The sequence below is a fragment of the Psychrobacter glacincola genome, assembly GCF_904846075.1.
GTDB classification, from domain to species: Bacteria; Pseudomonadota; Gammaproteobacteria; order Pseudomonadales; family Moraxellaceae; genus Psychrobacter; species Psychrobacter glacincola_C.
In genome coordinates, this window is the sequence record NZ_CAJGZH010000001.1 from 1,370,776 (window position 1) to 1,385,034 (window position 14,259).

11 protein-coding genes are annotated in these 14,259 nt (G+C 43.4%); 7 read left to right on the forward strand and 4 right to left on the reverse strand.

The window, feature by feature from the left end; all coding sequences use genetic code 11:
- The first annotated feature begins 15 nt into the window (after positions 1-15).
- Positions 16-1,752, forward strand: coding sequence for a 2-oxo acid dehydrogenase subunit E2 (locus tag JMW85_RS05815; protein WP_201581183.1), 1,737 nt, complete (start codon positions 16-18; stop codon positions 1,750-1,752).
- A 228-nt stretch (positions 1,753-1,980) separates the two neighbouring features.
- Here JMW85_RS05815 and JMW85_RS05820 read toward each other — a convergent pair whose 3' ends face one another.
- Positions 1,981-2,622 (reverse strand): OmpW/AlkL family protein, encoded by a 642-nt coding sequence (locus JMW85_RS05820; RefSeq protein WP_109590148.1) that lies wholly within the window; start codon positions 2,620-2,622, stop codon positions 1,981-1,983.
- Positions 2,623-3,464: 842 nt separating this feature from the next.
- Between JMW85_RS05820 and JMW85_RS05825 the strand changes: the two genes are divergently transcribed.
- On the forward strand, positions 3,465-4,448 hold the full coding sequence (locus JMW85_RS05825) for an ion transporter (protein WP_087814355.1): 984 nt from the start codon (positions 3,465-3,467) through the stop codon (positions 4,446-4,448).
- A gap of 113 nt (positions 4,449-4,561) precedes the next feature.
- On the opposite strand, the gene JMW85_RS05830 is transcribed toward JMW85_RS05825, so the two are convergent.
- From JMW85_RS05830 to JMW85_RS05840, 3 genes are all read right to left on the reverse strand, one after another.
- Entirely contained in the window at positions 4,562-5,209 is a 648-nt protein-coding gene (locus JMW85_RS05830) for a TerD family protein (protein WP_201559782.1), read from the reverse strand.
- Positions 5,210-5,297: 88 nt separating this feature from the next.
- On the reverse strand, positions 5,298-6,416 hold the full coding sequence (locus JMW85_RS05835) for a helix-turn-helix transcriptional regulator (protein ID WP_201559783.1): 1,119 nt from the start codon (positions 6,414-6,416) through the stop codon (positions 5,298-5,300).
- A 165-nt stretch (positions 6,417-6,581) separates the two neighbouring features.
- Complete coding sequence (locus JMW85_RS05840) at positions 6,582-9,437, reverse strand: ATP-binding protein (RefSeq protein WP_201581184.1); 2,856 nt, start codon at positions 9,435-9,437, stop codon at positions 6,582-6,584.
- Between the two features lie 372 nt (positions 9,438-9,809).
- Between JMW85_RS05840 and rsmG the strand changes: the two genes are divergently transcribed.
- From rsmG to JMW85_RS05865, 5 genes are all read left to right on the forward strand, one after another.
- Positions 9,810-10,526, forward strand: coding sequence for a 16S rRNA (guanine(527)-N(7))-methyltransferase RsmG (gene rsmG / locus JMW85_RS05845; protein WP_201581185.1), 717 nt, complete (start codon positions 9,810-9,812; stop codon positions 10,524-10,526).
- A 225-nt stretch (positions 10,527-10,751) separates the two neighbouring features.
- On the forward strand, positions 10,752-11,531 hold the full coding sequence (locus JMW85_RS05850) for a ParA family protein (protein ID WP_201581186.1): 780 nt from the start codon (positions 10,752-10,754) through the stop codon (positions 11,529-11,531).
- Between the two features lie 153 nt (positions 11,532-11,684).
- Entirely contained in the window at positions 11,685-12,830 is a 1,146-nt protein-coding gene (locus tag JMW85_RS05855) for a ParB/RepB/Spo0J family partition protein (protein WP_201581187.1), read from the forward strand.
- Positions 12,831-12,916: 86 nt separating this feature from the next.
- On the forward strand, positions 12,917-13,651 hold the full coding sequence (locus JMW85_RS05860) for a MotA/TolQ/ExbB proton channel family protein (RefSeq protein ID WP_055124227.1): 735 nt from the start codon (positions 12,917-12,919) through the stop codon (positions 13,649-13,651).
- A 100-nt stretch (positions 13,652-13,751) separates the two neighbouring features.
- Positions 13,752-14,183, forward strand: a complete 432-nt coding sequence (locus JMW85_RS05865; RefSeq protein WP_025651795.1) for an ExbD/TolR family protein — start codon at positions 13,752-13,754, stop codon at positions 14,181-14,183.
- Positions 14,184-14,259 lie beyond the last annotated feature (76 nt).

The window sequence follows — 14,259 nt, forward strand, 5'->3', positions numbered from 1 at the left end:
ACTAGGAGATAAATCATGGATATTAAAGCCCCCGATTTGGGTGTTGATAGCGCCGAAGTCAGCGAAATTATGGTAGAAGTGGGTGATGTCATCGCAAAAGATGACAACATCATTCTATTAGAATCTGACAAAGCCTCGGTTGAAGTACCAAGTTCCGCTGCTGGCACAGTCACCAAAATCAGCGTTGCTGTTGGTGATCAGGTCAGTGAAGGTATGGTACTGATTGAGCTTGAAAGTGAAGCAGACAATGCAGAAAGCAATGTAGACACTAAAGAAAATAGCGCTGCTGACGAGAAGCAAAAGGCAGATGAAACGGCTGCTAAACCAGAAACAAAACCTGAGCCTGCGGCAACTGAATCAGCCTCGTCTGACGCTAATGACAAGCCTGCGTCTAACGCTGGTAAATCGACCACTCATGCATTGCCAGATTTAGGTGTTGATGAAGCGCAAGTTTCTGAAATCATGGTCAGTGTTGGTGACATCGTGACTGCAGATCAATCAATCCTATTGATTGAATCTGACAAAGCATCGGTAGAAGTACCCGCACCAGTCGCTGGTAAGATTGAAAAAATCTTAGTTCAGACTGGTGATATGGTTGCTAATGGTCAAGACTTTATCGTTATCATGAGTAGTGGTGCAGATGCTGCTGATACAAGTGAGTCTACATCAGATAGCGCTGAGCAAAAGCATTCAGCACCAGCCAAAGTAGAAGAGAAAGCTGCTGCTAAAACAATGGGTGAGGCAAAACAGGCAGAAAAATCTACAACGCCTAATGCGGTCGCTAGTAAGCAAGCTGATAAGTTGACTGAAGCACAGGTCAATGAAAAGTTGGTTGACGTATATGCAGGTCCAGCCGTACGTAAGCTAGCGCGTCAGTTAGGTGTCGATATCACCCAAGTGAATGGTTCGGCGCTGAATGATCGCATTCTAAAAGAAGACTTGTTTGCACATGTTAAAGAAAGCTTAAGCACTCAAAAAGCGGCACCTGCCAGTGGCAATGTAGCCAGCGCTAGCCTGCCAAGCTTACCTGACATGAGCAACGTTGAGATTTGGGGTGAAACAACAACCCAAGACCTTAGCCGTCTACAAAAAGTATCGATACCGCAGCTCAACTATAATACCTTGTTGCCACAAGTGACCCAGTTTGATTTGTCTGATATCACTGAGACAGAAAAACTGCGTGGCGAGCTAAAAGGTAGCATGAAAGCTGAAGGTATCGGCTTCACGATTTTAGCGTTCGTGGTCAAAGCGACGGCCTATGCCTTAACGCAGCATCCACTTTTTAACAGTCATTTAAATGATGACAATACGCAAGTTATCTTGCGTAAAAGTGTCAATATGGGCATCGCGGTGGCAACGGATGATGGTCTCATCGTACCTGTTATCAAGAATGTACAGGATAAAGGCTTGAAGCAAATCGCCATTGAAATTGGTGAGCTTGCGGTAAAAGCGCGTGACAAAAAACTCACTACTAAAGATTTGCAAGGCGCAAGCTTTACCATATCAAGCCAAGGTAACTTGGGTGGTACTGCCTTTACGCCATTAGTAAATTGGCCTCAAGTGGGTATTTTAGGTGTGTCTGAGGCAAGCATGCAGCCACGTTGGGATGCTAAGAAGCAAAGCTTTGAGCCGCGTCTCATGTTGCCATTATCATTGTCTTACGATCACCGTGTGATTAATGGCGCAGATGCTGCCGTATTTACCCGTTATATCGCAACATTGCTGGCTGATCCGCGCCGTATTTTGCTGTAAGAATCGTTTGTACTAAAAGGATCTGAAAAAAGAAGACTGTCTTAGGATGGTCTTTTTTTGTGCTTAAAATTTGTTGCTAATGGTCGCCAGATTTTTAGCGGTTAATGACTTTAGCACAATCGTTTTTATCTATAATCTTTTTATCTATAATCATTGCCGCTTAAACTTTAGATACAAAAAAGCCGGCGATTAAGCCAGCTTTTTTTATTCACATTACTTTATGTTATATTAGAAAGTCTTAACAAAAGCAACGCCATATACCCAAGGGCTGATGTCAACTTCACCAAGTTCAATGGTCTCACCATTAGCTTTTACGCTGGCGTCTGTTTTGATGTCCATATAGCGAGCATCAATACGGAAGTATTCAGTTGGGGCAAAAGGTATGTCAAGACCGATGTGACCAGCAACGCCGACGCTATCATCAAGTTCTAATTTTTCGAAAGCATCGCTATAGATTTTTTCTTTAAAGAAAGTCGTATAGTTCACACCAACACCAACAAATGGCTTCACATTCATAGGCATGTTGTAGCCATCGAAGTGATACTGTACCGATAGAGTCGGTGGTAAATGCTGAGTTTTAGCATCGATAGTAGCATCGCCAGCAGTTAAGGTAATGTCATGATGGAATGGTGTAGCCGCTAGTAATTCAATACCAATGTTATTGGCAACGAAATATTCGCCGCTAATGGTTGGTTGAACATCACTGTCTACGTCGACACCAATAGTGCCATCTGCCAGAGTACCGTTATCGCTCTTTGGGTCAACCATGTGAGCGCCAGCAGCGACAGACCAAGTACCAGCTGGTACAGCAAATGCTGTGGTCATAGTAAGTGCAGCAGCAGTGGCTAAAACTAGGGATTGTAGTTTCATCATTTGATTCCTTAACGTGATAGAAGATTATCGGTGGCTATCTAACGAGGGATGACATTAGGTACCGATACACAATGTTATGATTATTGACTAACCTGTAACATTACAACGCCATTATAATACAAAACCATATTTACTGTAAGGTTTTAAATGCATGTTAATGGCTTTTATGGCATAAATTTACCGTAAAAGGTATATTTGTCGAGGTAATTAAAAATTACTTGGGACAGTTAGTGTTTGTGAGGCAGGACTTAGATTCTATCATACCGATGTTATACAGAGGCACGGCGCTAGAATTTGGTCGATAGTCAATGATGCTAAACTCTCGCTGATACTTTTAGCGTATTAAAATGTCAAAAACTTAGAGCCGGTAATGATAGTCTCATTACTTTTCGAATGAATAATGAGAGTGGGAAAAGAGGGGTAATATATTATGCTTGGCTATTGTAGTAATTCTCCTCTACGCTGCACAAACGCACGTTCTGTGACGATATTGGATCGCATGGACTCTTGCTGTCCTGAATGCAACTTATTTTTGCTGCCTGCTCAAGATATCAGTCAGCAATTACGCGCTGACGAACGATTTTTACGCTTCGCTATCATCGCCATTGTGCTGATGCTAATTTTGTTTGCCTACATGTATTATTTAAATTTAGTATAATCACCGATCATGATTCATACTAAATAAGCCAGTCCTATCACTAGTAATGCTTTAAGAGCACTACATCGTCAAGTAGTGATGGGTATGAAATACTGATGGTGACCGAGCATTAATGTCATATTCTGTGATGACTGCTTTATTATATTAATATAAGACCGGTGTTTCACCGCATAGGGACGGCATGCTATTCCAATCTATACGGCGCTTGCGTCTTTTCGTATACGATATTCTGCAAAATGATGAGCACGATACGCTGTTTAGCCGTTGCGTTGACTACTTTTTAATATTTCTAATCATGACCAATGTAGCAGCGGTCATTGCTGAGTCGGTTGACAGTTGGTATTACCCTTATCAGGAGTATTTTACTTGGTTTGAAAATTTCTCTATCGTGGTGTTTTCTATTGAGTATTTGCTGCGTTTGTGGAGTGTGGCCGAGGAAAAACCAGATGACACTACTTGGCGTCAGCGTTGGGAGTGGTTGAAAAGTCCTTCTGCGTTGATTGATTTAGTCGCCATTGCGCCAGCTTTCCTGAATTTCTTTGTTACGATTGATTTACGCTTCTTACGTATTTTACGTTTATTCCGCATTCTCAAACTGACACGCTATTTTGCTTCGTTACGCATCTTATTGGTGGTCATTAGTAAAGAAAAAGGCTCGTTCCAAGCGGTTATTTTTATTTTAATAATTATGATTGTGACGGCATCTAGTGGCATTTACTTGGTTGAAAACCACGCCCAGCCAGAAGAGTTTGAGTCGATACCTAAAGCGATGTGGTGGGCGGTGGTGACGCTAACGACGGTGGGCTATGGCGATGTCACGCCGATTACCAATGCGGGTAAAATATTGGGTGCGGTTATTACCATATTAGGTGTGGGTCTGGCGGCATTACCTGCAGGTATTTTAGCGACTGGTTTAGCAAATGAGCTTGCTCAGCGCCGTGAAGAGCTTGAACAAGACTTTCGAGCGCAGCTGATTGATAGCGATTTTGATTTGGTGAAAAATCAGATGATGATCGATAAAATTCGCCGTGAGCTGGGACTGGATAAAGAGCAGGCGCAAAATATCGTATTGCAGGTATTACGCGAACAAGAGCTTGAGCGCCGCGAAAGAGAAGTGGAAGAACGACAAAAGAACTTTTGCCCACATTGCGGTGAGCCACTGTAAGTCTTTTATAGTAATTATTTCAGGTTTCAAAAAATGGGTGTTTAACAAAAGGGTGCAATGTTATCAGAACGTTGCACCCTTTTTATTAGCAATAAACGGATATTTTATGGTATTTAGATAGCTTGTGGAATGGGTAGCGCACGGGCCAATTCATGGGCGACTTGCTGCGCCGCCGTTGCTAAATCTTCGGCAGTAAGGGGTAAGTTTTGTAGTGTGAGATGCCAATCATCCACTTCTCGGCGTAAATGTGCCACCCACAGCGTCGTGCAATCACGTGGCAGTTGCTTTAGATTGACTTCAAAGCATCGATTGCCTTCATCATCGCTTAGATGAATCTCGCCTTTTTTGACTCTTGAAAACGGATGACCGTGGTAAGAGTTGGCTATCATAGCAATGTGGGTGATATGTGCTGGGATTTTATCTAAGTAAAGCCTGATTTGCTCTTGGTCAAGAGGTGCCAAATACATCGCTTGTTCGCCGCGATCTTTGCCATTGAGACTGTCGCCTTGATGTTTCACTGATTCCGCTTTATCGCGCAATTGTTTGAACCACACGATATCACTGATGGTGCAATTGTCGTCATATAGTACGCAAGCCAAATCAATATCAATAGCGCTCTGGTTTTTTTTAAAGCGCTTAAACATGCCTTTTGGCTCAATCTTGGTAAATTCATAGTTTAGCGCAAAAAATAAGGTTCCCGCGTCTAAGCCCAGTCCTCTTAAACTGTCTGACAGTAATGGCAATGAGGTAGTGGTCGGCATAACATTCCTTATCTACTTTCGTTCTTCATTTTTAAATAATGGTAATCGTCTGAATACGGTTAAATTTGAGCATCATTACTCGCAGTTGTTATTTATGATCAAAAAACTTATCCAATACGGCTTGATGTAACAATGCTGGTTTGGCATTCAATAAACCATTGCCAAAACCACGCAACCACCAAACCAGTTGTGAAGTTAGGTTGACAGTGGCTTGAATAGTCAGCGTGTCATCATCCAACGTAACAGTTTGGTCGTCACTGAGCTTGCTTTCAGTCAGGCTTTTGCCCGCTTGTTTGGTGAATTGTAGCTCAATAGCGGTGTTTTTGCCATGATTAGGCAGCTCACCGAATAAGGGGTGGCTAAAGCCCATACCACCCGCATCCAAATAATTATCGAGTTGGAAACTCTCAGGTGTTTGTGCGGCGCTTTCAAGAATGTCAACGCTAGCAAATCGATGTAGGGCAAAGGTACGAATGGTAAAGTTTGGATCATCAGTACGAGTTGCCAGCAGATAAATAATCACACCGCGCTGGATAATAGCGATGGGATTCAAAAGATATTCACTGGCCTGTGATTTATTGCTGCGTGTGTAGCAGGCTTTGATTTGTAATTGATAAAATAGCGCATGGTAAATATTGTCTTTGCTATCCAAGTCAATATGCGGCGCGATTAGTGGCTGAGTGGCAGGCTCAATACGCACTCTGTCGATCCATGAATGGGTGACTTTACTGTTTTTTAGCTGCCGCCTTGCCAAGTCAAACCACGGAAATAATTCATCTAAAATAACAGGTGGTAGTAGCTGAGTTAGATTGGCTTCAACCATATTAAAGGCGACTGCTTGCGATAGATTCATGTGCGGTAAGCTTTGGAGTGGCGCGTCATCACGCCAGCGCCAGCCTTGTGGGTTGGCGTTGTTTTTTTCTATAGGAAAGCGTTTTGCTAGCGCATTTAAGTCGCGTTGAACAGTGCGTAGGCTGATGTCAAAACCTGCCATCATCAGCTGCTCGTAGATATGGGTTGTGCCCACCCAGCGGTTGCGCTGTAGTTGCGATAGCACTTGCCACTGGCGCGCCGTCGTCGCCGCGCCATGGCGATTATCGTTGTTATCTCCTGAGACATGACTGTCCGCTGCCGCTACAGTATTAGCTTGCTCAACAGAGTTCGTTTGAGCATGAGAGTGGTCGGCGTCAGTAGAATGTACAGTCATTAAGCGATAACCTTTATGAAATTACGAGTTGGCTTTTGTATAGCTTAGCGGAGTATTAACCATTCATCATCGCAGAAAAGTATCGTAGCGTCTAGGGCATGTCTTCAATTAGCACACTGACTTATGGATTGGTTTTGATACAGCTAAATTTCACTATAAATCAGCTTATATGGCGTCAATGGGCGTTTTAGTGGCATTCTTATCGATACCTTGATTGATGCTTTGGTTGATACCTTGATCATCATTTATACTGACTTCGTTGTGCTCCGCCTTGTCTTTGTGTTTTTCCTTTTTTCTCTTGTCCCGTTTTTTTTGACGTTTTGCTTTCTGCTTCTTTTTATCTTTCTTTTTGGACTTTTTATCATCCATACCATCGTCATTGTTATCTTGATTTTCATCCCATAACATCAGACGACTTAAAACTTTGCCAAACAACGTGTCTTTACGATAGCGACCTTTCTTGTTCATGGTATCGATAGGCAAACCAGTCATCAGCGTCAATGCTTCGCTCAGTGTATAGACACCATAAATATGAAATTCGTTCGCTTTGACGGCAGCAATGATGTCGTCACGCAGCATGAGCTGTTTGACATTGGCCATTGGAATGACCACGCCTTGCTGCCCAGTCAATTCTTGCTCGCGGCATGCATCAAAGAATCCGGCGATTTTAGAGTTGATGCCACCAACCGCTTGCACTTCGCCCAATTGGTTCATAGAGCCAGTAATGGCAAATGATTGATCAATCGGGACGTTTGCTAAGGCAGATAGCAGCGCACAGCCTTCGCTGACGGTAGCACTATCGCCATCGATATGGGCGTAGCTTTGTTCAAAAGCGAGCGAGGCGCTAAAGTTGAGCGCATGATGTTGGCTGAATAATGCGCGCAAATAGCTGGTCATAATCAGCATGCCTTTGGCGTGTAAACTACCGCCCAAGTCTACATCACGCTCGATATCGAGAATCTCACCTGTACCGATATTTGGTTGAATGACGGCAGTCAAGCGGGCGGGCATGCCAAACTCGCTATCGGCATAGCTGACCACTGTCAGCGCATTGACTTGTCCGACAGCGCTGCCTTGAGTTTGAATAAGCTGCTGACCGTTTCTTAGCTCATCCCAATAGAGGTCACGCAGGTATCCTGAACGCTCGTCCATATCATCGATGGCTTGTGTGACATGATAGGCATTAACAATGTTTTTTCCGCTTAAATGCGCGTGGCGGTTAGACTCATGCAACAGCTTGATTAATAAATCACTGTGCAAGCTTAAGCGGTCTTGGTCTTCTGCTTGTAAGCTTAAATGCTCAAGTAGGGCAGCTTGCGCGCTACGATCAAACGGATAGAGATTGGCATAGTCAATGATATCAGCCATTTTCGCGACTAACGCCAATTCGTGCTCACTGCTGCGAGGCACGTCATCGTGAAAATCCGCACGTACTTTAAATACCGCATCAAACTCAGGCTCAAGCTCTAACAGCTCATAATATAAGTCTGCTTCACCAAGCAAAATCACTTTAACATCAAGGTCAATGGGGGCAGGTGCTAACGATAAGCTGCCTGTTAAGGTCAGCATTTGTTCAAGGCTTGAGAGTTTGATTTTGCGTGATTGTAACGCCCGCTTGAGACCCTGCCAGGCATACGGATGCTCAAGTAAGTGACTCGCTTCTAATAGTAAATAACCACCATTAGCACGGTGTAGAGCACCCGCTCGAATCATACTGACATCAGTGGTGACCGTGCCCAATTGGGTGATTTGCTCGACATGACCTAACAAGTTCAAGTGCGTCGGTAAGTCCTCAAAGATGACGGGTGCACCGTCGTCCGGCATGTGACTGACAATGACGTTGACCGCATAGCGACTTGGGGTTGTGGCCAAAACTGCCGTTACAAACTCTTCGTCATCGCCATTGACGATGCGCTCGACATGCGTAACCATGTCGGCAAATACGGTCTTGAGATAGTCAATGACCAGTGGGTGACTGGCAAATTGCTCATAAACAGGGGCAAATAACGGTTGTAATGCACGACGTGCAATATTGCGATGCAGGGCTTCTATCGCATCATTGGCTTCGTCCTCTAACTGCTCTAACGCGATGGTCAACTGACTTAAGCGTTTTTGCATATGGTTTTTTTGGACAAAGTTATTTAGCTCAGCTTCGTATTCACTATTGCCGTATTCAGTATTGTTTTTATTCTGCTCTGCATTTATAGGATCGTTATACTCGGTGCTAAGAATGCTCGGTTCACTACTATTATCGCTCACGGATTTATTTTTGTTGCTAGCAGATGGTTTGTCATTACTACCACTAGTTTCTGTCGCGAGTTGACTGGGATGTACAAACACCGCTTTATTATCAAAGGAGCGAAACGTCAACGCCAAATCATATTGTTTGCCTTCTGCATTGAGCACATCATAAGCCTGACTTTCTTTTTGATGCGTGTCATTTTTGATTGCTTCGATTTTGCTTTGATATTGATCACTACGAAAGCGTTGGCTCAATCGCTTTTTGGCTTGTTGCCATAAGTGAGTGACTTGCTGCTGCAATAAAGAGGCTTGCCCAGCAGGTAGTCGCAAGGCTAAAGGGGTACGTGGATCGGTAAAATTATGCACATATACCCAGTCGTCAGGTGTGGGTGCATCGGCGGCAATACGCGTTAGCAAGCGGCTGATGACGGTGCGTTTGCCCAAGCCATTTTCACCAGCAGCAAACACATGATAGCCACTGGCTTTGATATCCAAAGCTGTTTGTAAGGCTTTTAGTGCACGCTGCTGACCAAAGCCAACGTCTAGATCTGGTGCCGTGCGAGTATCCGAGGGCAATTCATCAGGATCGCTATAGCGTTTTAGTTGCTCAGCGGTGACAAGGCAGCGCTGCTTGATATCAATAAAGCATGGATGCGGTGCATTCGGTGTTGCTGATTTGGTGCTTTTTAATTCAATGATGGGTGTTGCCATATTATTAGCGTCTTTTTTATTAGCGTCTCTCGATAATTGAGAGGTAGGGATGTGTGGCTGTTTGGTCATAGGTATAAATTATATCGTTTGTGGAAAGTGGCGTGGTTATTAAGTGCTATTAAGTGTTATTAAGTTTACTAATGAGTGCTAATACTTGGTTTTTTCTAGTTAATTTGCATCGTTCATAAAAACATCTTACAAGATAAAACGGTGTTTTAAATAAATCATTAAAAGCAGTTTTGTATCATTAGCAGGCTCTGTCAAAACCGCCTATATAAGTAATCATTCATCATCCATTTAAGGCGATTAAAGAACAATAACGCCTCAATATAGGCTCAGATAGTATAAGATGTCTCACATTGGCGCAATCTGCAACTATTCAATGGGCAGACTGCATGATAAAATAGACGGTTCACATGTCAAAACTGGATAACTCGTTGTATGTCAGACTTTACTAAAACATCTTCATCCTCTGCTAACACGGGCAATATCCGTATTGATCCGACTGGCTTTGTAAAGCTTGGCGCACAGTTGCCAGCGCTGGCGAATACCTTGGCACAAGCGGTCAATGAGCTCAATTTACCCTTGAGTGAGACGCAGCAGCGCACATTATTATTGTACTTAGACCAGCTTTTGTTGTGGAATAAAGCGTATAATCTGACCGCCATCACTGATCCAGAAGAGGCATTGATCAAACATATAATTGATTGTTTGGCTATTATAACGCATTTACCGTCAGGGTCACTGTTAGATATTGGCACAGGAGCAGGGATGCCAGCGGTTATTATTGCGATTTGTCAGCCAGAGCGTCAATGCACCGCACTTGATAGTAATCAGAAAAAAATTCGTTTTATTAAGCAAATCAGCAGTGAGCTTGGCTTGAATAATATGCAGCCAATTGCTTCTCGTATCGAGGCGCATGACGCCAGCTATGACGTTGTGACTTCTAGAGCCTTTGCCAGTTTGATCGATTTTGTCGAAGTGGCTCAGCCGCGCTTAGCAGATAACGGTTACCTATGCGCGATGAAAGGCAAAGCGCCAAGCGATGAAGAACTACAAGCGCTGGACAATGACTGGCATATTAAGACGATTAAGCTTAAAGTGCCTCGTTTACATGATAGTCGTCATTTAATTGAATTGTCCTATAAAAATGTCTAAGCTATGAACACCTTTTAAGTGATACATGTCGGTATCACATGATTTTGTGGATATTTGAATGGCATAATATTCAAAATATAGTGATGCAAATCGTGCTAATTAGATAAAAGTACTCGTATTGTTTACGCTTATGAGTATGATGCTATGCAAAGTTTAGCGAAAAATTGATTGTGTAAGCCAAAAGTAAAATAACAGTAATAGACCCTAATTAAATTGAGTGAGTGTATGGAAATCATAGCAATTGCGAATCAAAAAGGCGGCGTGGGCAAAACCACGACGGCAGTAAATTTGACCGCCAGCTTGGCTGCGAAGCGCAAGCATGTACTGCTGATTGACTTAGACCCACAGGGTAATGCGACCAGTGGTACGGGTGTTGATAAAAACGAGCTTGGGCTAACTATCGCTGACGTATTATTGGATGGAGTATCGCTGTCTGATGCTATTGTTACCAGTCCGGCGGGGTTTGATGTGATCGGTGCCAATCGTGATTTGGCAGGCATGGATATCACCCTAATGAACAAGACCAATAGTCATGAGCTGTTTAAAACAGCAATGGTGGCTTTGGTTAATGATCAGCTAGCTGCTAAAAAACCTGCTTACGATTATGTGGTTATAGACTGTGCACCCAGCTTGAATTTGCTGACGATTAATGCGTTAGTTGCTACAGATAGCGTTATTATTCCTATGCAGTGTGAATACTATGCATTAGAAGGCTTGGCTGATTTGTCGCAGACGATAGAGCGTTTAACCGAGTTGAATCCAAAGCTATATATCCGCGGTGTGGTGAGAACATTATTTGATGCACGCAATACACTGGCTCGGGATGTGTCTGCCGAGCTTGAAGCGCACTTTGGCGATATTATGTATAAAACCCATATTCCAAGAAATATTCGTTTGGCAGAAGCGCCAGCGCATGGTTTGCCAGTTATCGCTTACGAGAGATGGTCAAAAGGTGCGCGCGCTTATCAAAAATTGGCGGCTGAAGTCATGAAACAAAGTGACTAATATGCATGTATGCATGTTTTTTAGCACCAGTGATAGAATGTCAGCACAAGCGACTAAACAGATATTGAACATTGAATGTCGTATTTATAAGTAATGAGTAAGCTGTATTAATAATTATTTGGCTTTTATTTTAGCGTTAGAGGATAGGTAATCATGGCGAAGAAAAGAGGGTTGGCTGCCAATCGAGGCTTAGATGCCTTGTTGGGGTCAATCAAAAAAGAAAAGCAAATCACCGCCTCTGCCTTGCAAGACGACATGGCGGCGCGTGAGAGTACTTTGCCAGCTGAAACGCTAAACGCTGATAGATTAAATATTAGCACGCCTGCTCAATCTGATGATAATGAGACCAGTGAAAAACCAACGACCAAACCTATTGCCTCTGACACCACTGCCAGCAGTCGAACCACACGGTCGCCGCGCACGATAAACAAAGGTACGGCTAATAAGAATCGTGTTAATGGAACAGATACTAGTGCCTCTGAAGACCAGATAAGCTTGGTGCAAATAGATGTCACGCGTTTGCAAGCGGGTAAGTATCAGCCACGCCGTGATATGAGTGAAACGGCGCTTGCAGAGCTGGCGTCTTCGATTGAGCAGCATGGCGTTATGCAACCGATCGTTATCCGTCCGTTATTGGCCAATGAAGACAAGAGTGAAGCATTCGTTACCCATGAGATCATTGCTGGTGAGCGTCGCTGGCGTGCAGCAAAAATGGCAGGTAAAGCCGTTATTCCAGCGATTGAACGTGCTTTATCTGATGAGCTTGCCATCGCACTGGCCTTGATTGAAAATATCCAGCGTGAGGACTTGTCCGTGATTGAACAGGCCGCTGCATTACAACGTTTTCATACTGAATTTGGTATGAGTCATGCGATGATTGCCGAAGTCGTTGGCAAGGCACGCACCACCGTATCAAACCTGCTGCGTCTCAATCAACTGCATGATACAGTCAAAGATCATTTGGCAAATAGCACCCTAGATATGGGTCATGCGCGCACGCTCTTGGCATTATCCTCTGAGCAGCAGCCGATTATCGCGCAAAAAATTATCGACGGTGGTATGACGGTACGCGACGCTGAAAAGTTGGTTAAATCGATCTTACAGCCTGCGCCTAAAGCCAATCGTGCTGAGCAAACGCAATCTCGTGAGGTTGAGCGCTTGACGCAAAGACTGACAGATATGTTAGGGGCTGAAGTCAAACTCAAACATAAAAAAGATGGCCAGGGTAGTGTTGAGATATTTTTCCATAACCAAGATCAGTTAGCAGCTTTGATTAAGCACATAGAAGCACAGGCTTGATATCGCTAACGAGTTTGTCATGATGCTGTAAATATTAAGATATTTTGATAACCGCTATTTTTATAAAAATATAAAAGAGAGTCAATATGTGGGAGTTGGTAAAAGCGGGTGGTTGGTTGATGACGCCTATCGTGGTGTGCTCAATATTGGCATTGGTTATCATCATCGAGCGTAGTCATACTTTACAGTTTAATAAAGTTGCTCCGAGTAGATTGCGCGAACAGCTAATCACGCGCTTACGTGAGAATGGGGATATTGGTCGTACACAGTTGATGAATGTCAAAGAAAAAACACCTTTGGGAGATATTTTAGCGACAGGGCTGCTGTATCGTCAATATGGCTTAGACTCGATGACGATGCATATGCAAAACCGCGCTAGCGTACAAGTGCATCAGTTAGAAAAAAACATCAATATGCTTGGGACCATAGGGGCGATTGCGCCACTACTGGGGTTGTTAGGCACGGTGTTAGGCATTATTTCGTCATTTTTGGCGATTACTGATGGGGCGATGCAAGACCCAACGATGCTTGCTGCTGGTGTGTCACAAGCGTTGATTACGACTGCTGCTGGTATGATCGTGGCTATTCCAGCACTGGTTGCCTATCGTTATTTTCAGCGCCGTATTATCGATATTAATGCCCAGTTTGAGACGCAAGCGGGACTCATGATTCAAGAGTTGTATGATTATCATTTACTGGAAAATACATCTACTGCTGGCTTGAATGTGCCTGCACATCGTGCGCCATCGGATGACGTTGTAGATAATGAGTATGCAGTGGATGGATTAAGCTCAAATAATGGTGTTGCCGTCACTTCTTAGTATTTATTTTTTAGCATTTATTTTTTAGTATTTGTGACTGTTCAACACGCACTAATAATCCATCAAGCACATGAGTATCTAGTAAATTAAAGAGAGTGATATGCGCTTTAGAAAACCGACTGTTGAGCCGCTCGAAATTAACTTGACCCCGATGATTGATTGTTTGTTGTTTTTGATTGTGTTTTTGCTGTTAGCAACGTCGTTTAATCATTTTAGTCGTTTAAATATTATTCTTCCTGAAGCTGAAGGTGTTGCGCTGACAGAAGAGAAAAACAGTATCGAAGTGGCAGTACAAGAAGATGGCAGTTATCTGGTGAACGGTATTACGCTTGCTAGTAGCAATGAGGCAGAGTTGACAAGTATGCTACAACAAGAAGCTGGCAGTAATCGTGACATGCTATTTGTTATTGCTGCGGATGCCAATGCCACCCACCAATCGGTTGTGCGAGTGATGGACATTGCGGGTAAACTGGGATTTTTGAATCTTAATATCAGTACGGTCGTGCCACTTGGTCAGCCGTTACCGCAGTAGCCTATAGCTACTTTATTGCCATTGATAGATGTTCTTATAAAACTGTAATTTTAACGCAGTCCATTCATGTTATGAC

Coding starts and splice junctions, on each gene's coding strand:
- JMW85_RS05860 (WP_055124227.1), top strand. CDS start 12,917: ATGTGGGAGTTGGTAAAAGCGGGTGGTTGGTTGATGACGCCTATCGTG.
- JMW85_RS05850 (WP_201581186.1), top strand. CDS start 10,752: ATGGAAATCATAGCAATTGCGAATCAAAAAGGCGGCGTGGGCAAAACC.
- JMW85_RS05815 (WP_201581183.1), top strand. CDS start 16: ATGGATATTAAAGCCCCCGATTTGGGTGTTGATAGCGCCGAAGTCAGC.
- JMW85_RS05820 (WP_109590148.1), bottom strand. CDS start 2,622: ATGAAACTACAATCCCTAGTTTTAGCCACTGCTGCTGCACTTACTATG.
- JMW85_RS05825 (WP_087814355.1), top strand. CDS start 3,465: ATGCTATTCCAATCTATACGGCGCTTGCGTCTTTTCGTATACGATATT.
- JMW85_RS05835 (WP_201559783.1), bottom strand. CDS start 6,416: ATGACTGTACATTCTACTGACGCCGACCACTCTCATGCTCAAACGAAC.
- JMW85_RS05855 (WP_201581187.1), top strand. CDS start 11,685: ATGGCGAAGAAAAGAGGGTTGGCTGCCAATCGAGGCTTAGATGCCTTG.
- rsmG (WP_201581185.1), top strand. CDS start 9,810: ATGTCAGACTTTACTAAAACATCTTCATCCTCTGCTAACACGGGCAAT.
- JMW85_RS05840 (WP_201581184.1), bottom strand. CDS start 9,437: ATGACCAAACAGCCACACATCCCTACCTCTCAATTATCGAGAGACGCT.
- JMW85_RS05865 (WP_025651795.1), top strand. CDS start 13,752: ATGCGCTTTAGAAAACCGACTGTTGAGCCGCTCGAAATTAACTTGACC.
- JMW85_RS05830 (WP_201559782.1), bottom strand. CDS start 5,209: ATGCCGACCACTACCTCATTGCCATTACTGTCAGACAGTTTAAGAGGA.